17 protein-coding genes are annotated in these 18,630 nt (G+C 73.2%); 7 read left to right on the top strand and 10 right to left on the bottom strand.

Features of this window, described 5'->3' with window-relative positions:
- Positions 1-46: 46 nt before the first annotated feature.
- Entirely contained in the window at positions 47-808 is a 762-nt protein-coding gene (locus tag IF655_RS25205; protein WP_199587403.1) for a nucleotidyltransferase domain-containing protein, read from the bottom strand.
- 152 nt (positions 809-960) lie between these two features.
- Here IF655_RS25205 and IF655_RS25200 point away from each other — a divergent pair, with 152 nt between their 5' ends.
- Both IF655_RS25200 and IF655_RS25195 read left to right on the top strand, forming a co-directional pair.
- On the top strand, positions 961-1,365 hold the full coding sequence (locus IF655_RS25200) for a RidA family protein (protein WP_199587402.1): 405 nt from the start codon (positions 961-963) through the stop codon (positions 1,363-1,365).
- Positions 1,362-1,820: a GNAT family N-acetyltransferase gene (locus IF655_RS25195; RefSeq protein WP_199587401.1), complete on the top strand. Its 459-nt coding sequence runs from the start codon at positions 1,362-1,364 to the stop codon at positions 1,818-1,820. The genes IF655_RS25200 and IF655_RS25195 overlap by 4 nt, the downstream gene beginning before the upstream one ends.
- 16 nt (positions 1,821-1,836) lie before the next feature.
- On the opposite strand, the gene IF655_RS25190 is transcribed toward IF655_RS25195, so the two are convergent.
- Together IF655_RS25190 and IF655_RS25185 are read right to left on the bottom strand one after the other, a co-directional pair.
- A complete protein-coding gene (locus IF655_RS25190; protein ID WP_199587400.1) occupies positions 1,837-2,532 on the bottom strand; it encodes a uracil-DNA glycosylase in 696 nt (231 codons plus the stop codon).
- 49 nt (positions 2,533-2,581) lie between these two features.
- A complete protein-coding gene (locus IF655_RS25185) occupies positions 2,582-4,102 on the bottom strand; it encodes a YfcC family protein (protein ID WP_199587399.1) in 1,521 nt (506 codons plus the stop codon).
- A gap of 207 nt (positions 4,103-4,309) precedes the next feature.
- On the opposite strand from IF655_RS25185, the gene IF655_RS31315 reads away from it, so the two are divergent.
- The gene (locus IF655_RS31315; RefSeq protein ID WP_242488925.1) at positions 4,310-5,110 is read left to right on the top strand and encodes a S4 domain-containing protein; all 801 of its coding nucleotides are present in this window, start codon (positions 4,310-4,312) and stop codon (positions 5,108-5,110) included.
- On the opposite strand, the gene IF655_RS25175 is transcribed toward IF655_RS31315, so the two are convergent.
- Positions 5,056-5,754 carry a bifunctional 2-polyprenyl-6-hydroxyphenol methylase/3-demethylubiquinol 3-O-methyltransferase UbiG gene (locus IF655_RS25175; RefSeq protein ID WP_242488924.1) on the bottom strand — a complete coding sequence of 233 codons (699 nt, stop codon included), beginning with the start codon at positions 5,752-5,754 and terminating at the stop codon, positions 5,056-5,058. The genes IF655_RS31315 and IF655_RS25175 overlap by 55 nt on opposite strands.
- A 193-nt stretch (positions 5,755-5,947) precedes the next feature.
- Here IF655_RS25175 and IF655_RS25170 point away from each other — a divergent pair, with 193 nt between their 5' ends.
- Positions 5,948-6,268 carry a DUF6343 family protein gene (locus tag IF655_RS25170; RefSeq protein ID WP_199587398.1) on the top strand — a complete coding sequence of 107 codons (321 nt, stop codon included), beginning with the start codon at positions 5,948-5,950 and terminating at the stop codon, positions 6,266-6,268.
- Between the two features lie 39 nt (positions 6,269-6,307).
- Here the strand turns inward: IF655_RS25170 and IF655_RS25165 are convergent, their stop codons facing one another.
- From IF655_RS25165 to rpsA, 4 genes are all read right to left on the bottom strand, one after another.
- Positions 6,308-6,688, bottom strand: coding sequence for a tetratricopeptide repeat protein (locus tag IF655_RS25165; RefSeq protein WP_199587397.1), 381 nt, complete (start codon positions 6,686-6,688; stop codon positions 6,308-6,310).
- Between the two features lie 49 nt (positions 6,689-6,737).
- On the bottom strand, positions 6,738-7,352 hold the full coding sequence (gene coaE / locus IF655_RS25160; RefSeq protein WP_199587396.1) for a dephospho-CoA kinase: 615 nt from the start codon (positions 7,350-7,352) through the stop codon (positions 6,738-6,740).
- A gap of 227 nt (positions 7,353-7,579) precedes the next feature.
- Positions 7,580-8,518 carry a PAC2 family protein gene (locus IF655_RS25155; protein ID WP_199587395.1) on the bottom strand — a complete coding sequence of 313 codons (939 nt, stop codon included), beginning with the start codon at positions 8,516-8,518 and terminating at the stop codon, positions 7,580-7,582.
- A gap of 236 nt (positions 8,519-8,754) precedes the next feature.
- The gene (gene rpsA / locus IF655_RS25150) at positions 8,755-10,254 is read right to left on the bottom strand and encodes a 30S ribosomal protein S1 (RefSeq protein WP_199587394.1); all 1,500 of its coding nucleotides are present in this window, start codon (positions 10,252-10,254) and stop codon (positions 8,755-8,757) included.
- A 387-nt stretch (positions 10,255-10,641) separates the two neighbouring features.
- On the opposite strand from rpsA, the gene IF655_RS25145 reads away from it, so the two are divergent.
- Together IF655_RS25145 and hrpB are read left to right on the top strand one after the other, a co-directional pair.
- Positions 10,642-11,454 (top strand): class I SAM-dependent methyltransferase, encoded by an 813-nt coding sequence (locus IF655_RS25145; RefSeq protein ID WP_199587393.1) that lies wholly within the window; start codon positions 10,642-10,644, stop codon positions 11,452-11,454.
- 93 nt (positions 11,455-11,547) lie between these two features.
- Entirely contained in the window at positions 11,548-14,043 is a 2,496-nt protein-coding gene (gene hrpB / locus IF655_RS25140) for an ATP-dependent helicase HrpB (RefSeq protein ID WP_199587392.1), read from the top strand.
- A 7-nt stretch (positions 14,044-14,050) separates the two neighbouring features.
- Here the strand turns inward: hrpB and IF655_RS25135 are convergent, their stop codons facing one another.
- Positions 14,051-15,805, bottom strand: a complete 1,755-nt coding sequence (locus IF655_RS25135) for a lytic transglycosylase domain-containing protein (RefSeq protein WP_199587391.1) — start codon at positions 15,803-15,805, stop codon at positions 14,051-14,053.
- Between the two features lie 304 nt (positions 15,806-16,109).
- Here IF655_RS25135 and IF655_RS25130 point away from each other — a divergent pair, with 304 nt between their 5' ends.
- Positions 16,110-16,958: a DUF4184 family protein gene (locus IF655_RS25130; RefSeq protein ID WP_199587390.1), complete on the top strand. Its 849-nt coding sequence runs from the start codon at positions 16,110-16,112 to the stop codon at positions 16,956-16,958.
- Positions 16,959-17,532: 574 nt separating this feature from the next.
- On the opposite strand, the gene IF655_RS25125 is transcribed toward IF655_RS25130, so the two are convergent.
- Complete coding sequence (locus IF655_RS25125) at positions 17,533-17,916, bottom strand: hypothetical protein (RefSeq protein WP_199587389.1); 384 nt, start codon at positions 17,914-17,916, stop codon at positions 17,533-17,535.
- Positions 17,917-18,630: the final 714 nt, after the last annotated feature.

Raw genomic sequence — 18,630 nt, 5'->3', positions numbered from 1 at the left:
GTCGCGTACCGGCGACGGGCGGGTTTCCGGCAGGTGAAGGGGGTGTTCAGGTGTGCGCGCCGAGCAGTTCCTCCGCTTGTTCGACGGCGCCGACCAGGGAGTGCGGCTCGGGGCGCAGGGCGCCGGTGATCGTGTCCATGGCGCGCAGCCCGGCCCGCTCCAGCAGCCGTTTCTCGTTGGTCACCCACGCACCGCGCGCCGCGAGCACGGCGTGGGCGAACTGGGCGGCGGCGACGGCGAGGGCGCCCGCGACCTCGGTGAGGCGGCCGTGCGGGGCGTGGTGCGCCCTGGCGTAGCCGAGGGTGGCGCGGGCGGCGCCGGACCAGCGCGGCGGGGCGCTGCGGCGCAGGGCGTCCGGGTAGCGGGCGGGGCGGGGCAGGCTGCCGCGCAGCACCTGGTTGACGGCCAGCTCGGCGACGATCAGATAGGTGGGGATGCCCGCGAGGTGGAACAGCAGTGGCTCCACCCGGAACCGGCCCGCCTCCGCCTCGGCCAGCTCGTGCTCCACCACGTCCAGGTCCCGGTAGTGCACGTCCACCCGGCGTCCCTCGATCGTCAGCCACGCGCCGCCGTTGAACACCCCGCCGCCCCAGCCGCCCACCTCGGACACCTCGCCCTCCCAGCCGAGGGCGCGCAGGTCACCGGGGTCGAAGGCGCCCCGGTAGTAGAGGGCGAGGTCCCAGTCGCTGCTGGGGGTGTGGGTGCCCTGCGCCCGTGATCCGCCGAGGGCGACGGCGCGGACGGTGGGCAGCGCGGCGAGGCGGTCGGCGGTCGCGGCGAGGAAGCCGGTGTCGGAGCGGGCGGGCATGGGGGTCCTTGGGTGTCCTTGGGCGAGGGCGGGGCGGAAGCCGGAGCGACGCTACGGGAGGCGGCGGGCGGGCGCACCGAAATTCGGGTGCGGGGCGGGTCGTAGCCGCGAATGATGCGGAGGTCACCCGTCGTCCCGTCTCTGGAGCCGCCATGATCCGCCGTGTGACCGTCCCCGGTCTCTTCCCGCCGCCCACCTACTCGCACGCCTCCGTGGTCGAGGCGGGCACCCGGATCGCCTTCCTCGCGGGCGCGGTCCCGCTGGACGAGCATGGCGAACTGGTCGGTCCGGGCGACCCCGTGCGCCAGGCCGAGCAGGTCCTCGCCAATCTGCGCACCCAGCTCCACGCCGTGGGCAGCGACCTCGAACACGTCCTGGCCACCGATGTGTACGTGGTGAGCGACGACCCGGCGGTCCTCGCCGCCGTCTGGAAGGCGGTCGAGGCGTCCGGTCTGAGCCACGGCCCGCACTCCTCGACGCTGCTCGGCATAGCGTGTCTCGGCTATCCGGGCCAGTTGGTGGAGATCACGGCGACGGCGGCGGTTCCGGAGCGGTGACGACGACCCCGGTGACGCTGCGCCGGGCGGTGGCGGCGGACGCCCGCCCCACCGCCGACGTCTGGCTGCGCTCCTTCGCCGCCGCGCTGCCCACCGTCGTCCGGCCCCACTCCGACGACGAGGTGCGCGCCTATCTGCGCGACGTGGTCCTCCCGCGCCACGAGACGTGGGTGGCCGAGGACGCGGGGGCGGGGATTGTCGGCATGATGGTCCTCGACGGGGAGACGCTGTCCCAGCTCTATCTGGACCCGGTCTGGCGCGGGCGCGGACTCGGGGACCGGTTCGTGGCACTGGCCAAGGAACGGGTCCCGGGCGGTCTCGACCTGTGGGCGTTCCAGGTGAACAAGCCCGCCCGCCGCTTCTACGAGCGGCACGGCTTCACCGCCGTCGAGTACACCGACGGCGCCGGGAACGAGGAACGGGAGCCGGACGTGCGCTACGTCTGGCGCCCCTGAGGGTCGGGGCGGCCGGTCAGCCCAGTCCGGCCGCCCGGGCCGCCGTGCTCAGGACCTCGCGGAGCATCTCCGTGGTCAGACGCCCGGTGAAGGTGTTGCGCTGGCTGACGTGGAAGCAGCCGAAGAGGTCCAGGTCGCCGAGGGCGACGCGGGTGCCGTGAGCGAAGGGCGGGCGGGGGCGCGGTACGGGCCAGCCCGCCTCGGCGAGGGCGGGGAGCGCCGCCTGCCAGCCGAAGGCACCGAGGACGACGGCCGCCTTCAGGGTGGGGCGCAGCAGTTCGAGTTCGCTGACCAGCCAGGGGCGGCACATGTCGCGCTCGCCCGGGGTGGGTTTGTTGGCGGGCGGGGCGCAGTGCACGGGCGCGGTCACCCGGGCTCCGTACAGCTCCAGACCGTCGTCCGCGCTCACGGAGGTCGGCTGCGAGGCCAGACCCACGTCGTAGAGCGCCTGGAAGAGCACGTCCCCGGAGCGGTCGCCGGTGAACATGCGGCCGGTGCGGTTGCCGCCGTGCGCGGCGGGGGCGAGCCCGATGATCGCCAGGCGGGCGTCGGCCGGTCCGAAGCCGGGCACCGGGCGCCCCCAGTACGGCTGGTCGGCGAAGGCAGCACGCTTCGTACGGGCCACCTCCTCGCGCCACTCGACCAGGCGCGGACAGGCCCGGCACTCGGTCAGCCGCCGGTCGAGGCGGGCGAGGGCGGCGCTGTCGTCCATACCGGCCACCGTAAGCCCCGCACCCGCGCCGGGCGTCCGGTCCCGCCCCTCAGGTGAACGCCGCCCCCAGCGCGACGAAACCGCAGATCAGCACGAACAGCACCGCGAGCAGCGGCCACACGAACCGCAGATACCGGTCGTAGCCGACCTTCGCCAGCGCCACCCCGCCCATGACGACGGCGGTGGTCGGCACCCACAGGTTCATCCAGCCGCTGGACGCCTGCCAGGCGGTGACGACGACCGCGCGCGAGACCCCGGCGAAGTCGGCCAGCGGGGCGAGGATCGGCATGGCGAGCGTGGCGTGCCCGGAGGTGGAGGGGATGAGGAAGGCCAGCGGCAGGTTCACCACGAACACGATCACCGCGAAGACACCGGAGGACGTGCCCCTGACCACGCCCTCGATGGAGTGCAGCACGGTGTCGGTGATCCGCGAGTTGTTCATGATCACGGTGACGCCCCGGGCCAGCACGATCACCAGCGCGGGCGCGATGAAGTCCGCCGCGCCCTGCACGATCGTCGCGCTCAGCCGCTGCTCCCCCATCCGCGCCACCAGCCCCACCAGCACCGCCGCGCACAGGAACAGCGCGGCGAGCTGCGGGAAGGACCAGTCCAGCTCGAACCCGTACGGCTTCGCGTCCGCGTCCCCGCTCAGCGCGCTCGACCAGGGCACCACCGAGAAGATCATGAACGCGAAGACCAGCACCATGGTGATCAGGACCGCCTTGTGCAGCCCGGTCAGCTCGGGCTCCGCGTCCGGCGCCTCGGTGGCGTGGTCCCTGTCGCCGGGCAGGAACCCGGTGAGCGACCGCGCCGGATCGCGTCGCACCCGCCGCGCGTACCGGATCACGTACGCCGCCGTCACCGCCGTCAGCACCAGCCACATCGCCGAGCGCAGCAGGATGCCGTCGCCGAGCGAGATGTCGGCGGCGGAGGACGCCACCCCGGTCGCGAACGGGTTCACCGTCGAGCACAGCACCCCGACCCCCGCGCCGAGGATGATCGTGCCGACGGCGACCATCCGGTCGTAGCCGAGTGCCAGCATCAACGGCACGATCAGCCCGTAGAAGCCGAGGGTCTCCTCGGCGAAGCCCTCGACCGTGCCGAGCACCGAGAACACCACCATGATCCCGGCGATCAGCAGCGCACCCCGCTCCCGCAGCCGGTGGGCGAGCCGGGCGATGCCCCGGTCCAGCGCCCCGGTCGCGAACACGACCGTGATGAACGCGCCGATGGCGAGCACGAACAGGAACACCCCCGCCGCGCCGTACAGACTCCCGGACAGGTCGGGTCCGACCAGACCGCTCCTGGCGTCCCGCAGTCCGTACAGTCCGTTCACCGGGGAGAGGAACAGATCGTCGAGCCGGTCCGTGAAGGACCGCCCCGAGGACACCCGGTGGTACGTGCCCTGGACGGGGGCGCCCGAGGCGTCGCGGGCGTACTCCCCCGGCGGGATCAGGAAGGCGAGCAGCCACACCGCCACGGTGACGACGGCCAGGACGGTCAGCGCGCTCGGGAAGGTGAACCTCCGCTCGCGCCGGGGCGGTTCCTGGGCCTGCGCCGCCGTCTCCATGTCCCCTCCTCGTCCCTCCTCACCGGCACCGATCACTTCAGCGTCGGGTCCGGTCGGCCGGGGCGCATCCGGGGGTGGGCCGTGGGAGGGCTCCTGGAGGAGTACGGCACCGGCGGAGGACGGCGCTCGCAGGAGACTCCCGCCGCAGGGGTACCCGGGCGGAAAACGGGTCCGGCCCGGACAGCACGACGCGTTAGGGTCGGCAGCATGGCTTTGGCTGCGCAGGACTCACCGGACGCGGACGACGACGTGAGCCGTGACTCCGATGCCCCCGACCCGAAGACCTCGGCTGCCGTGGCCGCCGCGAAGGCAGCGGGACCGGCGACGGGCGAGAGCGTCCGGATCGACAGTTGGATCTGGGCCGTGCGCCTGGTCAAGACGCGTTCGCTGGGCGCGACCGCCTGCCGTGGCGGCCATGTCCATGTGAACGGCGACCGGGTGAAGCCCGCCCACGCCGTGCGGGTCGGTGACGAGGTACGGCTGCGGCACGAGGGCCGGGAGCGGGTCGTGATCGTCAAGCGGCTGATCCGCAAGCGGGTCGGCGCGCCCGTGGCCGTCGAGTGCTACGTCGACAACTCGCCCCCGCCGCCACCGCGCGAGGCGGTTGCCCCCGCCGGTGTCCGCGACCGTGGCGCCGGCCGCCCCACCAAGCGCGACCGCCGCGAGCTGGAACGACTCCGGGGCCTGGGATCACTGGGCGCCTCGGCAGCGGCACGCAGGACGCCCGAGGAACGGGACGACACCGTCCACACCGGTCACTCCGGTCGACCAGGTCACCCCGGCGGCACCGACCGCACCGACCGCACCGACCCGACCGACCGGACCGACTCGACCGATCCGGCGGCTCCGGAGGGCGACGCCCAGGACGGTGACTCCCGACGCGCGCCCCGCGCCGAGCCCACCCCCAGCTCAGCCCGCCCCGCCCAGCTCAGCCCCGCTCAGCCTCACTCCGCTCAGCCCAGCGGCAGCGCCACCGCCCGTACCCACATCCCGTCCTCCGTCAGATAGCTGTTCACCTCCAGTCCCGCCTCCGCCAGCACCTCCTCGAATTCCGCCACTGTCAGGGGGCGGGCGCGGAAGGTCTGGGTCCAGAGCGCGTCCGGGAACACATACTCGGCGCGCACCGAGCGCACCCCCTCCCCCACCGGGTCGCTCGCCACGATCCGCACGGTGAAGCCGCTCGGGTCGACCCGCTCCCTCGGTATCCGGGAGTGATAGTCCGCGCCCTCTCGTTGGAGGAGGACACAGCCGCCCTCCGCGACGTGCCGGACGCAGGTGCGCAGCAGACCGCGCCGCACCTCCGGGTCGCCGGTGTGCACCAGGAACGAGGCGAGCATGACCACGTCGAACCGCTCGCCCAGGTCCAGGTCCTCGATGGGGGCGCATATCGTGCGCGCCCCTCTCACCCGGGCCAGCATCTCCGCCGACTCGTCCACGGCGGTGACCGTGAAGCCCCGCTCCAGCAGGGCATGGGTCACCCGGCCCACCCCGCTGCCCAGCTCCAGGATGTGCGCCCCGGCGGGCACCGCCGCCGCGATGACGTCCGGCTCGTCTCCGACCGGCAGCCTGCTGTACAGCTCGACCGCGCAGCCGTCCGGAGTGATCGCCCCGGGACCCGTGCCCTCGTATCCCTCACGCATTTCGACCGTCATGCCCGCACAACGCGCGGCGCTCGCACGGCCGTTCCCGTCCGTCGACCAGTCCACTCGTTCGAGTCAATTCGCGGTCCGGCGGGAACTCTTCGCCCCGGTGGCCGCCTCTGGTACCGCCCCTGGCGCTGCCCGTGAGGACGCCCTTGGTCGCGGGGCGGGCGAAGAGTACGTTGCAAGGAGGAGTGGAGACGGGATGCGTACGGGCAGTGAACCGACGACCGCGCGCAGTGCGCTGCGAGCGCGGTTGTGGCTGGCCGTGTGGGGGTTCGGCTGGGCGGTCTTCGGAACCGTCGCCTTCGTCCTGGTCGGACGGCCGGGCTGGGCGGCGGCGTGTGCCGTGCTGTGGCTGGTGGTCACCGTCGATCTGACGCTGGTCCTGCGGCACTTGCGGCAGGGTCCGCACTACCAGCCGGGCCGTGACGTCCCGCCGTACGAGCCCGTGGACGACGGACCGCCGGGCGGACCGAAACCGCCCCGGCTGCGCCGTCCGCCCACACCTCGCCGACACCCCTGACCCGGGACACCAAGGCTCAGGACGGACACTCGCCCGCGCTCAGGAGTCGAAGCGCGCCGCCCGCAGGTACTGCGGGTTGGGGTCGAGGGCCGCGGCGAGCCGGAAGTGGCGGCGGGCCTGGCCGGGGCGTCCCTGGCGCTCGTAGGTGCGGGCGAGGGCGAAGTGGGCGTAGGCGTTGTCCGGCTCGCGCTCCAGCACGATGGTGAACTCAAGCTCCGCGGGGCGCAGTTGGGCGGCCGCGAAGAAGGCACGGGCGCGCAGCAGCCGGGCGGCGGTGTTCTCGGGGTGGGCGGCGATGACCTCGTCGAGCAGCTTCACCGCGCCTCTGGGGTCCCGCGCGTCGAGCAGGCGCTCGGCGGCACGGAAGTCGATGACATGCGTCTCCGGTGTACGTCCGGTCGATCCGCTGGTCTCGGGCACGGCGAAGTCCTTCCCTCACTCGGGCATTCCAACGCCTGTACGCCGAGGGCTATTCCGTCGAACCGTCCTCGCGGGCGCGCGCCGCCAGCTCTTCCCACACCCGGTCGACGCGCTCCTTCAGCGCCTCCAGGGGTACGTCGTTGTCGACGACGATGTCCGCGATCTCCAGGCGCTGTTCGCGGCTCGCCTGGGCGGCCATGCGCGCGCGGGCGTCGTCCTCGGTCATCCCGCGCAGCCGGACCAGCCGGTCGAGCTGGGTCTCGGGGCTGGCGTCCACGACGATCACGAGGTCGTAGAGGGGGGCGAGGTCGTTCTCGGTGAGCAGCGGCACGTCGTGGACGACGACGGAGCCGGGGCGCGCGGCGTTCTCCAGCTCGCGGGAGCGGGCGCCCACCAGGGGGTGCACGATCGAGTTGAGCAGGGCGAGCTTCTCGGGGTCGGCGAAGACGAGGGCGCCGAGCCGGGGACGGTCCAGGGAGCCGTCCTCGGCGAGGATCTCCGTCCCGAACGCCTCGGTCACGGCGGCGAGACCGGGGGTGCCCGGCGCCACGACCTCCCGCGCGATCCGGTCGGCGTCGATCAGTACGGCCCCGTGCTCCACGAGCAGCCGGGACACCTCGCTCTTGCCGGCGCCGATGCCACCGGTCAGACCCACTGTCAGCATGACCGGAAGCTTAGAGCCCGCCCGACGGGCGCCGACGCCCGGCTCGGCAGGCTGCGGCACGACCCGCTGCCCGTCATCGTCCACCGGGGGCGCCGACCTGGCCAGACTCCGCGGCTCAACGCGGACCGCCCGCCTCACACCCTCCCGGTGCCGACGGGCACCCGCCCGAAGCCACGCGGCTCAGCACACGCGACCCGCCCGGCACGAGCCCAGCCCCCTGCCCCGGCTCAGCCCTCGCCCTCCCGCTCCGCGAGGAACCGCTCAAACTCGCGGCCGATCTCGTCGGCGGAGGGGATGTCGACCGGTTCCGCGAGCATGTTGCCCCGGGTCTCGGCGCCCGCGGCAGCGTCGTACTGGTGCTCAAGCCCCTGGACGAGCGAGGTCAGTTCCTCGTCGCCCTCGCGGATCTGCCGCTCGATCTCGGTCTGGGTGCGGTGCGCCTCGGTGCGCAGGGAGTGCGCGACGCCGGGCAGCACGAGCCCGGTGGCGGCGGTGATCGCCTCCAGGACGGTCAGGGCGGCGTCCGGGTAGGTGGAGCGGGCGATGTAGTGCGGGACGTGGGCGGCGACGCCGAGCGTGTCGTGACCGGACTCGGCGAGCCGGTACTCGATCAGCGCCTCGGCGCTGCCGGGCACCTGGGCCTCGTCGAAGGGGCTGCGGTGACCGGGCACGAGGTCGGTGCGATTGCCGTGCGGGGTGAGACCGACGGGACGGGTGTGCGGGACGCCCATCGGGATGCCGTGGAAGTTCACCGACAGCCGGACGCCGAGCCGCTCCACGATCTGCCGTACGGCCGTCGCGAACCGCTCCCATTCCACGTCCGGTTCGGGTCCGGAGAGCAGCAGGAAGGGCGCGCCGGTGGTGTCCTGCACGAGGCGGACCTCGATGGCGGGGACCTCGTAGTCGGTCCAGTGGTCCCGCTGGAACGTCAGCAGCGGGCGGCGGGCCCGGTAGTCCACGAGCCGGTCGTGGTCGAAGCGGGCGACGAGCTGGTGGGGAAGCGTGTCGAGGAGCCGCTCGACGATCTGGTCGCCGGCCTCTCCGGCGTCGATGTATCCGTCGAAGTGGTAGAGCATGACCAGCCCGGCCGATTCCTGAGCCAGCGCCATGTCCACCACGGCCAGCCCCTTCGGCTCCCACGCGTACAAACCCTGCGGATCAAGCACGATGACCGCCCCTCCTAGTGTCCATACCCCCAACACCCACAAACCCAGCGGCATTCCCAAGATCACCAAGAGCAACTCTTCGAGACACGGCGGGATGTCCCACCTGAGGGGCGCGGGGAACTGCGCGACAAGCCCCAACGCACCCGCACCCGAAAACGCACAAAAAGCCCAAGGGGCCCGCACCTGGAAAGGTACGGGCCCCTCGGACTTACCTGCTAAGCCTCAGCGGGAGCGACTCAGCTCTGGCCGCCCGCCAGCTTCTCGCGCAGCGCGGCAAGCGCCTCGTCCGAAGCCAGGGCACCGGAGGTGTCCGCACCCTCGGAGGAGTACGAACCGCCACCCGAGGCGGCCGGAGCCGCACCGGCGACGTCGCCACCCTCGGCAGCGGCCTTCTCGTCCGCCTCGCGGGACTTGATGACCTGCGCCTGGTGCTGCTCGAAGCGGGTCTGCGCCTCGGCGTACTGGCGCTCCCACTCCTCGCGCTGCTTCTCGTAGCCCTCGAGCCAGTCGTTGGTCTCGGGGTCGAAGCCCTCGGGGTAGATGTAGTTGCCCTGGTCGTCGTACGACGCGGCCATGCCGTACAGGGTCGGGTCGAACTCGACCACGGACGGGTCGGCACCGAAGGCCTCGTTGGCCTGCTTCAGCGAGAGGCTGATGCGGCGACGCTCGAGGTCGATGTCGATGACCTTGACGAAGATCTCGTCGTTGACCTGGACGACCTGCTCCGGGATCTCCACGTGGCGCTCGGCCAGCTCGGAGATGTGGACCAGACCCTCGATGCCCTCGTCCACGCGGACGAACGCACCGAACGGAACCAGCTTGGTGACCTTACCCGGGACGACCTGACCGATCTGGTGGGTCCGGGCGAACTGCTGCCACGGGTCCTCCTGCGTCGCCTTCAGCGACAGGGAGACACGCTCGCGGTCCATGTCGACGTCGAGAACCTCGACGGTGACCTCCTGGCCGACCTCGACAACCTCGGAGGGGTGGTCGATGTGCTTCCAGGACAGCTCGGAGACGTGAACCAGACCGTCGACGCCACCCAGGTCCACGAAGGCACCGAAGTTGACGATCGAGGACACGACGCCGGAGCGGACCTGACCCTTCTGGAGGGTCGTGAGGAACGTCTGGCGGACCTCGGACTGGGTCTGCTCCAGCCAGGCACGGCGGGACAGGACCACGTTGTTGCGGTTCTTGTCCAGCTCGATGATCTTCGCCTCGAGCTCCTTGCCCACGTAGGGCTGGAGGTCGCGGACGCGGCGCATCTCGACCAGGGAGGCCGGGAGGAAGCCGCGGAGGCCGATGTCGAGGATGAGACCACCCTTGACGACCTCGATGACGGTACCGGTGACGATGCCGTCCTCTTCCTTGATCTTCTCGATGGTGCCCCAGGCGCGCTCGTACTGGGCGCGCTTCTTCGAGAGGATCAGGCGGCCTTCCTTGTCCTCCTTCTGGAGAACCAGGGCCTCGATCTCGTCGCCGACCTTGACGACCTCGTTCGGGTCGACGTCGTGCTTGATCGAGAGCTCGCGGCTCGGGATGACACCTTCGGTCTTGTAACCGATGTCGAGCAGGACCTCGTCCCGGTCGACCTTCACGATGACGCCGTCGACGATGTCGCCGTCGTTGAAGTACTTGATCGTCTCGTCGATCGCGGCGAGGAAGGCTTCCTCGTTACCGATGTCGTTGACCGCAACCTGCGGGGTGGTGGCGGTGGTCTCGGTGCTGCTCGTCATGTGGGAAAGGGCTCCGGTACGGACATTGAAGTCGTAGGTACTGCTTACGCCGGGAGCCCGTTTCGCTCTGTAGAAGCCGGACAGCCAAGGAAGCGCCACTTGAGCACCGGGTGCCCGGTGGCGCCTCGAGAACCGAGGGATACATACAGATGCGAGCGCGACCTGCTACGTCTGAGGTGCGCAGGCCCGCAGCGCAACTTGTAGCATACGGGGGCAGCCGGGCAGGGTCAATGCGCGAAGGCGCACACCCGGGGCGGATCGCCGCATTCCCGGCAGAAGAATCGTCCCAACTGGCCACGCAGGCCCGGGAGACCCGTTCCGTGACACTCGCCCGGCGGGTCGGTTGGACGGAAGAGTACGACGAGGGAGCCCATCATCCAAGAGCCCATGGGGCCCGATCCCGAGGGGACCGAGCCGGAAGCAACCCGCCGTGACGCGGACGTCGCGGAGAGCAGCCGCGCCAACCGCGGCTGGTGGGACCGCAACGCGGACGAGTACCAGGTCGAGCACGGCACGTTCCTCGGCGACGACCGCTTCGTGTGGGGTCCGGAGGGTCTGGACGAGGTGGAGGCCGAGCTGCTCGGCGCGCCCGAGGACCTCAAGGGCCGGGACGTGCTGGAGATCGGCGCGGGCGCCGCGCAGTGCTCCCGCTGGCTGGCCGCGCAGGGCGCCCGCCCGGTCGCGCTCGACCTCTCCCACCGCCAGCTCCAGCACGCCCTGCGGATCGGCGGTTCCATCCCGCTGGTGTGCGCGGACGCGGGCGCGCTGCCCTTCGCGGACGCCTCCTTCGACCTGGCGTGCTCGGCGTACGGCGCGCTGCCGTTCGTGGCCGATCCCCGGCTGGTGCTGCGCGAGGTGCGCCGGGTGCTGCGCCCCGGCGGGCGGTTCGTGTTCTCGGTGACGCACCCGATCCGCTGGGCCTTCCCGGACGAGCCGGGTCCCGAGGGGCTTTCGGTCGCCGCGTCGTACTTCGACCGCACGCCGTACGTGGAGCAGGACGAGAACGGTCACGCCGTCTATGTGGAGCACCACCGCACGATCGGCGACCGGGTGCGGGACATCGCGTCCGCCGGGTTCCGTCTGGTGGACCTCGTGGAGCCGGAGTGGCCGGCCTGGAACACCTCCGAGTGGGGCGGCTGGTCCCCCTTGCGGGGCGCGCTGATCCCGGGCACGGCGATCTTCGTGTGCGAGCGGGACTGAAACCCTCCCTGGACTGAAATCCTCTCCGGGACCGGATCCCCTTCACGGCGGTCGGCAACCTCCTTGCAACGGGCCGCGTACGACACTGGGGGCGTGATCCGTGACGACGCCCTCGCCGTGCTGCCCGTGCGCTCCGCCCTGCCCGCCCTGACCGACGCGCTGGACGGGAGCGGCGCCGCCGTGCTGGTGGCGCCGCCGGGCACCGGCAAGACGACCCTGGTGCCGCTGGTGCTCGCCGGGCTGGTCGGCGGCGGGTCCGCGCGGCGGGTGCTGGTGGCCGAGCCCCGGCGGATCGCGGCGCGGGCGGCGGCCCGGCGGATGGCGTGGCTGCTGGGCGAGAAGCCCGGCGACAGCGTCGGGTTCACCGTGCGCGGCGAGCGGGTCGTCGGGCGGCACACGCGTGCGGAGGTCGTGACCACGGGTGTGCTGCTCCAGCGCCTCCAGCGCGACCAGGAGCTGCCCGGCGTCGACGCCGTGATCCTCGACGAGTGCCATGAGCGCCATCTGGACGCGGACACGGCGGCGGCGTTCCTGTGGGACGTGACGCAGACCCTGCGCCCGGACCTGCGTCTGGTGGCTGCCTCCGCGACCACGGACGCCGAGGGCTGGGCGCGGCTGCTCGGCGGGGCGCCGGTGGTGGAGGCGGCGGGCATCACGCATCCCGTCGAGACGGTGTGGGCGCCGCCCGCGCGTCCGGTCCGGCCGCCGCACGGGATGCGGGTGGACCCGGCGCTGCTCACGCATGTCGCCTCCGTCGTACGGCGGGCGCTCGCGGAGCGTCCCGGTGACGTGCTGTGCTTCCTGCCGGGCGTCGGTGAAATCGCGCGCGTGGCGGGACAGTTGGGCGAGCTGCCGGACGTGGACGTGCTCCAGGTGCACGGGCGGGCCCCGGCTGCCGTGCAGGACGCGGTGCTGTCGCCCGGGGCGCGGCGCCGGGTGGTGCTGGCCACCTCGGTCGCGGAGTCCTCGCTGACGGTGCCCGGGGTGCGGGTGGTCGTGGACTCCGGGCTGGCGCGCGAGCCCCGGGTGGACCACGCGCGCGGGCTGAGCGGTCTGGCGACGGTACGAGCCTCGCGCGCGGCCGGGCGGCAGCGGGCGGGGCGTGCCGGGCGTGAGGCGCCGGGCGCGGTGTACCGGTGCTGGGCCGAGGCGGAGGACGGCAGGCTGCCCGCCTTCCCGGCACCCGAGATCAAGGTGGCCGACCTGACCGCCTTCGCCCTCCAGGCGGCCTGCTGGGGTGACCCGGACGCCTCGGGTCTCGCCCTCCTGGACGCGCCGCCCGCCGGAGCGATGGCGGCTGCCCGCGAGGTCCTGACGGCGGTGGGCGCCGTCGACCCGGCGGGTCACGCCACCGACCGGGGCGCCCGCCTGTCCCGCCTCGGCGTCCACCCCCGCCTGGGCCGCGCCCTGCTGGACACCGATCCCTCGGGCGCCGAGGCGGTCGCCCTGCTGTCGGAGGAGGTCCCGCGCGAGTACGGCGACGACCTCGCGACGGCGCTGCGGCGCGCCCGGCGGGGCGGGGACGCGTACGCGGCACGGTGGCGCGCGGAGGTACGGCGGCTGCGGGGGCTCGCCGGGACGACGGCGCCCGGCGCCCCTCACGAGCACGACGGTCTCGACGCGGTCGTGGGTCGCGTGGCCGCGCTCGCCTTTCCCGAGCGGGTGGCCAAGCTGGACGGCGGGTCGTACCTCATGGCGTCCGGGACGCGGGCGGAACTCGCGGAGGGGTCGGCGCTGCGTGGGGCGCCGTGGATCGTGGTGGCGGTGGCGGACCGGCCCGGGGGGAAGGGGCACGCGCGCGTGCGGCTCGGGGCGGCCGTACGGGAGGACGTGGCGCGGGAGGCGGCCCGCGCCCTGCTCTCCGAAGGGGAGGAAGTGCACTGGGCCGACGGGGAGGTCGTGGCGCGGCGGGTCGAGCGGCTCGGGGCCGTGGAGCTGGCCGTACGGTCCCTCGCGGACCCGGAGCCCGCGGTGGTGCGCGCGGCGCTGCTGGAGGGGCTGCGGCGGGAGGGTCTCGGGCTGCTGAGGTGGTCCGAGGGGGCGACGGCGCTGCGGCGGCGGCTGGCGTTCCTGCGGGCGCAACGGGGCGAGCCGTGGCCGGACGTGTCGGACGAGGCGCTGTACGCGCGCGTGGACGAATGGCTGGAACCCGAGCTGAGCCGGGCCCGGCGGCGCGCCGATCTCGGCCGGATCGACGCCGGGCAGGCGCTCGGACGGCTGCTGCCGTGGGCGAGCGGGGAGGCGGGCCGCCTGGACGAGCTGGCGCCCGAGCGGATCACGGTGCCGAGCGGGTCGAGCATCCGGGTCGACTACTCCGATCCCGAACGCCCGGTGCTCGCCGTGAAGTTGCAGGAGATGTTCGGGCTCGGCCAGACCCCGGCGGTGGCCGGGATACCGCTCCTCGTGCATCTGCTCTCCCCCGCCGGGCGACCCGCCGCCGTGACCGCCGACCTCGCCTCGTTCTGGCGGGACGGCTATCGCGGCGTACGGGCCGAGCTGCGCGGGCGGTATCCGAAGCACCCGTGGCCGGAGGACCCTGCCACGGCCGAGCCCACCCGGCACACCAAGGCGCGCCTCAAGCGGAGTTGACGAGCCGTCAGGAACTCGCGGAGGGGTTCGGCGACGGCTCCGCCGAGGCGTCGCCGTCCGGGGCGACTGTCAGCTTCACGGTGAGGGTGGCGCCGCCGGTGGTGGTGATCCGGAGCAGATAGGTGCCGCTGGTGTCGTCGGCGTACAGCTTCGGGAGGGTGAGCAGACCCTTGTCGTCCGTCTTGAGCCCGGTGAGGGTGCGGACGGGCTTGTCGTCGGCGTCCTTGAAGTAGGGGCCCTTGTCGTTCTCGGCGGGGTCGTCGTCGGCCTTGATCAGGGTGGCGCTCGCCTCGACCAGGTCGGCGACGGCGCCCTTGTAGGTGGCCTTGACCTGGACGGGGTCGGTGAATTCGCCGCCGGGGACGCAGGTGTGCGCCTTGTCGTCGGTGGGGGCGAGGGCGTCGGCGGCGCGCGGGGTGACGGTCGCGTCGTAGGTGACGCCCTTGACCTGGTGGCCGACGAGGGCGGTGGTGATCTTGAAGTCGCCGGTCTTCTCGCCCGCCTGGAGCGCGGGGGCGGTGGCCACACCCTTGGCGTCGGTGACGACGGTGGCCACGGTCTCACCGCCCGCGAAGGTGGCGTCGGTGTCCCCGGTGATCGTGAAGCGGACCCGCACCTTGGCCACGGCCTTGCCGTCCTCGGTCTCGGCGCGGGCGGCGATCTTCCCGGTGAAGGCATGCCCGGCCATCGCGGTCGGCTCGGCGGCGTCGGGGTCGGCGTAGTCCAGGTGGTCCACGGTGTCCGAGGGGGTGGGCTGCTCCCACGGCGGGGTGGGCGGCTTGGGGGTGGGGCGGCCGTCGCCCCCGCCTGCGTTGCCCGGGTCGGGCTTCGACGGCTTCGTCGGCTTGCCGGGCTTGTGGGGCTTCGCGGGCTTGGTCGGCTTCGCGGGTACGGAGGGTGTCGTCGTGCCGGGGTGCGTGGTGGTGTCGTCGCTGCGGTGGGTGGGCAGGCCGCCGGTGCCGTCGGGGACGGTGTGGACGCCCTTGCGGTAGTAACTCACCCAGTTCAGGACGAGGTTCAGATAGTCGGTGGAGTTGTTGTAGCTGAGGATCGCGCTGCGCAGGTCGTCGTCGCGGGAGAGGTCCCGGTCGCCCCGGCACAGGTAGTGACCGGCGGCGAGGGCGGCGTCGTAGACGTTGTTCGGGTCGGCCTTGCCGTCGCCGTTGCCGTCGCGGCCCGCCCACGCCCAGGTGGAGGGGATGAACTGCATCGGACCGATCGCCTGGTCGTAGGAGGCATTGCCGTCGTACGCGCCGTGGTCGGTGTCCTTGATCAGCGCGAAGCCGTTGCCGTCGAGCTGGGGACCGAGGATGCGGCCGATGGTGGTGCCGTCGGCGTCCACGCGGCCGCCGCGGGCCTGGCCGGACTCCACCTTGCCGATGGCGGCGAGGAGTTGCCAGGGCAGGTTGCAACCGGGCTTGGAGCTGCGCAGCTCGGCCTCGGCGCGCTTGTAGGCGTCCAGGACGGTCGCGGGGATCTGGCCCGCGACCTCTCCGTCGCCCTGTGCCACGGGCGTGCCGGGCGAGGAGCTGGGGGCGGGGCTGGGGCTGTGCAGCGGGGGCAGGTCGGTGTAGTACGGGGAACCACCGGTGGCGTCCGACGCCGTGTCGGGCACCGGGGTGCTGACGCCCGCCGCCTGTGCGCCGCCGCTCGCTCCGGTCGCTCCCGGAGCCTGGGACGCGGACAGAGCGGCGACCGCCGCCGCGGCCACCGCGGTGGTCGCCGCTCCCTTGCGCAGCCGCCTGCCGAAATGCGCCGCCATAGAGTGAACCCTCCCGCTGGGCGCTCGGGGCGCCCGTCTCCGTCCGACTGCCTCGCTGGTGTGACGGTTGACGCCGTGTTCTGGTTGCCCCTGTTCCGCGATTCCGTCCGAGTGACAGGTGAGCGCGCGTGCGCACCGGCGCAGCGGCCCAGTTGACCCTACGACAACTTGCTTGCCATGGGCACCCGTTCGTGTCCGGATTCCGCCCGCGTCCCGGCGTGCGCTCCACCACGCATACTGGGACGCGCCCGATCACTCGCCCCGGGCGCGGCGTGTCGCCCTACGGCCGCTTCCGGAGGCTCCGTTGCCCTTCACCCTCAGCCACGCGGCCGCCGTGCTGCCCGCGGTCCGCCGGGACGGCAGCGGGCGCGGTCCCCTGGTGCCCTCGGTACTCGTCGCCGGGTCCTTCGCGCCCGACCTCACCTATTTCGCGGCGAGTTTCGTGCCGGGCGCGATGGAATTCGGCGCGGTGACGCACTCCTTCGCCGGTGTGGCGAGCGTGGACGTGCTCATCGCGTGGGGGCTGGTCGCACTGTGGCTCCTGGTCCGCGAACCCCTCGTGGCACTGCTCCCCCGGTCTCTGCAGGGCCGCCCCGCCGCATTGCTGCGCTGCGGTACGCCTCTTGCCCGCCTGCGGGCTACGACCGCGCTGCGCTGGTACGTCTCCGCCGCCCTCGGCGCCCTCACCCACGTCGTCTGGGACGCCTTCACCCACCACGACCGCTGGGGCTCCCACCTCATCCCCGCCCTCATGCGACCCGCCGCCGGCCTGCCCCTGTACACCTGGCTCCAGTACGGCACGTCGGCACTGGCGGCGGCGGTGCTGGCGGTGTTCCTCTCCCACGCGCTACGCCATGCCCCCGCGTCGGTGCCGTACGGCGTACCGATCCTCTCCACCCGCGACCGTGCCCTGGCGACAGCGCTGCTCGGCGGCTGCGCGACGCTGGCCGCGCTTCAGCGGATGACGCTGTGGTGGGGGCGCCCTCATGCCCGGCTCCTGGAGCTGGTCCCCACTGTGTGCTTCGGCGCGGGTGCGGGGTTGGTGGTGGGGGTGGTGGTGTACGCCGTCGCCGTGAGGAGGTGGCGTTCGGCTGGGGGGCGGGTGGATGCGGGTGTGGCTGGGCGGGAGGCGGTGGGGCGGGGGGCTCGGTGAGGGATGGGTGGTTACGCCGTCGCCGTCTCCGTCGGGGTGGGGTGTCCGGCTGCGGCGGGGGCTAGTGCGCTGCGTGGGAGGCGGTAGGGCGGGGGGGCTCGGTGAGCGCCTGGCGGGTCACTTCAGCGCGAGCGCGTGCCCCGTCCCGGGAAGCCGGTGGAGGCGACCCGCTCGATGAGAGACGGGTGCACCCGCCGTCACCGTCAGGGTGTGGCGTCGGACTGCGGCGCGGAGGGGCGCTCCTGCGCGGGAGGCGGTGGGGCCCGGGCGCGGTGAGCACCTGGTGGTCTACGCCGTCGCCGGTGCTTCAGCGCGAGCGGGCGCGCCCCGACTCGGGAACCGGTGCCGGGTGACCCCAGTGTCCGCGCCGTCAGGACGGGGGGTCCGGCTCCCGCGCGGGCGGCTGCCCTGACCCGGGCAACCGGATGGAGCCCTGAGCCCGGTGAGGGCGCTGGGTTGCTCGTCGAGGGGGCGCGCTACGCCGTCACCGTCAGGAACTGGCGTCCGGCTTCAGCGCGAGCGGATGCGAGAACGCTCGGTGAGGGGCTGGGTACCCACGCCGTCGCCGTCGCCGTCAGGACGTGGCGCCCGGCTCCCGCTTGGGCGCTCGCCCCTGCCCGGTAGCCGATGAAGCAGGGCGCTCCGTGAGGGACGCGACGAAGACAGTCAAGGTGTGTCGGGGGCGTGCCTTGGGGAGTGCGGCCAGCAGGAGCGCGAGGTAGCCGCGGGCGACGTCCGCCCGGGACCGCCACTGGAGTGCGGCGAGGCGGTGTCTCAGCGCCATGAGTGCGGCGCGTAGGCGCGCGGCGGGGTCGACGGGGATGCGGGCGCTGCTCGCGTCGGCCGCGAGCGACGGCACCGACGAGGCGTCCCCGCCCCGTCCCGGGTTCGCCTCCGCCCGCTCGATCCGACGGTGCCACGCCTCGGTCCTGCGGCGGTGGAGCATCCGTATACCCATGCTCGCAGTGTTGCCGCAGGTACGGCCGCGAGGCGTTCTGGCGGGGGCCACGTGAGTGACGGGACCCTCCGGGGGTTGGGCCGCGACTCGGGGTGGGCGGCGCTGCACGGGGGCGGTCCGGGTGGGACCAGAACGCCTGTCGCCCAGGTTCGGGGACATGGCTCTGCCTCGCTGCGTGCGGGTGCCGACCATGAACGTGCCCCCACCAGCCCGGGAGCAGGCTCCGGCCTGCCGGGTGCGGGTGCACGGGCTTTCGTCGGCCCGGTCCTTGGGGCACAGCCCTGTCAGGTGTGGGTACAGGGTTTCGGGCGAACCGACCCTGGGGCACAGCTTCGGCTGGGCGCACGAAGGGGCAGCCCTTGCCCCGTCGGTAGCCCCCGACGGGGGAGGGACGGGCAGCGTCGGCCGGGACCGGTGTGGGAGTCCGGCTCGGCGCAGGTGCGCAGAGCCCGGCCGACCCGAGCCGGGCACGACTCCTCTTGCGCGCACCAGCTCGGCTGAATCGGACCGTGCCACGGCACTCGTCGGCCAGGTGCGGCGCGCGCGGCGTCAGCGGACCGGGGCGTGAGCGCGGCCTCGGGCGGTCCGACCGGCGAGGGGGAGGGTCCGGACTGCCGGAAGCGGGCTGTGCGGCTGCCAAACGAGCCCGGAGGCACGCGCACCCCCTGCCGCAACCGACCCCGCGCCGCCGCGCACGCAGGGGGGGAGGGCACC

Origin of the sequence: Streptomyces sp. DSM 110735, from assembly GCF_016482685.1 — a bacterium.
Lineage (GTDB): Bacteria > Actinomycetota > Actinomycetes > Streptomycetales > Streptomycetaceae > Streptomyces.
The sequence above is the reverse complement of the archived record's forward strand: the minus strand, read 5'-3'. Positions and strand labels throughout refer to the sequence as shown.

What these genes read in the sequence shown, in the direction of transcription:
- IF655_RS25145 (WP_199587393.1), top strand. Translation starts at nt 10,642, where the DNA reads ATGGGGCCCGATCCCGAGGGGACCGAGCCGGAAGCAACCCGCCGTGAC.
- IF655_RS25190 (WP_199587400.1), bottom strand. Translation starts at nt 2,532, where the DNA reads ATGGACGACAGCGCCGCCCTCGCCCGCCTCGACCGGCGGCTGACCGAG.
- IF655_RS25125 (WP_199587389.1), bottom strand. Translation starts at nt 17,916, where the DNA reads ATGGGTATACGGATGCTCCACCGCCGCAGGACCGAGGCGTGGCACCGT.
- IF655_RS25185 (WP_199587399.1), bottom strand. Translation starts at nt 4,102, where the DNA reads ATGGAGACGGCGGCGCAGGCCCAGGAACCGCCCCGGCGCGAGCGGAGG.
- IF655_RS25200 (WP_199587402.1), top strand. Translation starts at nt 961, where the DNA reads ATGATCCGCCGTGTGACCGTCCCCGGTCTCTTCCCGCCGCCCACCTAC.
- IF655_RS25170 (WP_199587398.1), top strand. Translation starts at nt 5,948, where the DNA reads ATGCGTACGGGCAGTGAACCGACGACCGCGCGCAGTGCGCTGCGAGCG.
- IF655_RS25175 (WP_242488924.1), bottom strand. Translation starts at nt 5,754, where the DNA reads ATGACGGTCGAAATGCGTGAGGGATACGAGGGCACGGGTCCCGGGGCG.
- rpsA (WP_199587394.1), bottom strand. Translation starts at nt 10,254, where the DNA reads ATGACGAGCAGCACCGAGACCACCGCCACCACCCCGCAGGTTGCGGTC.
- IF655_RS31315 (WP_242488925.1), top strand. Translation starts at nt 4,310, where the DNA reads ATGGCTTTGGCTGCGCAGGACTCACCGGACGCGGACGACGACGTGAGC.
- coaE (WP_199587396.1), bottom strand. Translation starts at nt 7,352, where the DNA reads ATGCTGACAGTGGGTCTGACCGGTGGCATCGGCGCCGGCAAGAGCGAG.
- IF655_RS25135 (WP_199587391.1), bottom strand. Translation starts at nt 15,805, where the DNA reads ATGGCGGCGCATTTCGGCAGGCGGCTGCGCAAGGGAGCGGCGACCACC.
- IF655_RS25205 (WP_199587403.1), bottom strand. Translation starts at nt 808, where the DNA reads ATGCCCGCCCGCTCCGACACCGGCTTCCTCGCCGCGACCGCCGACCGC.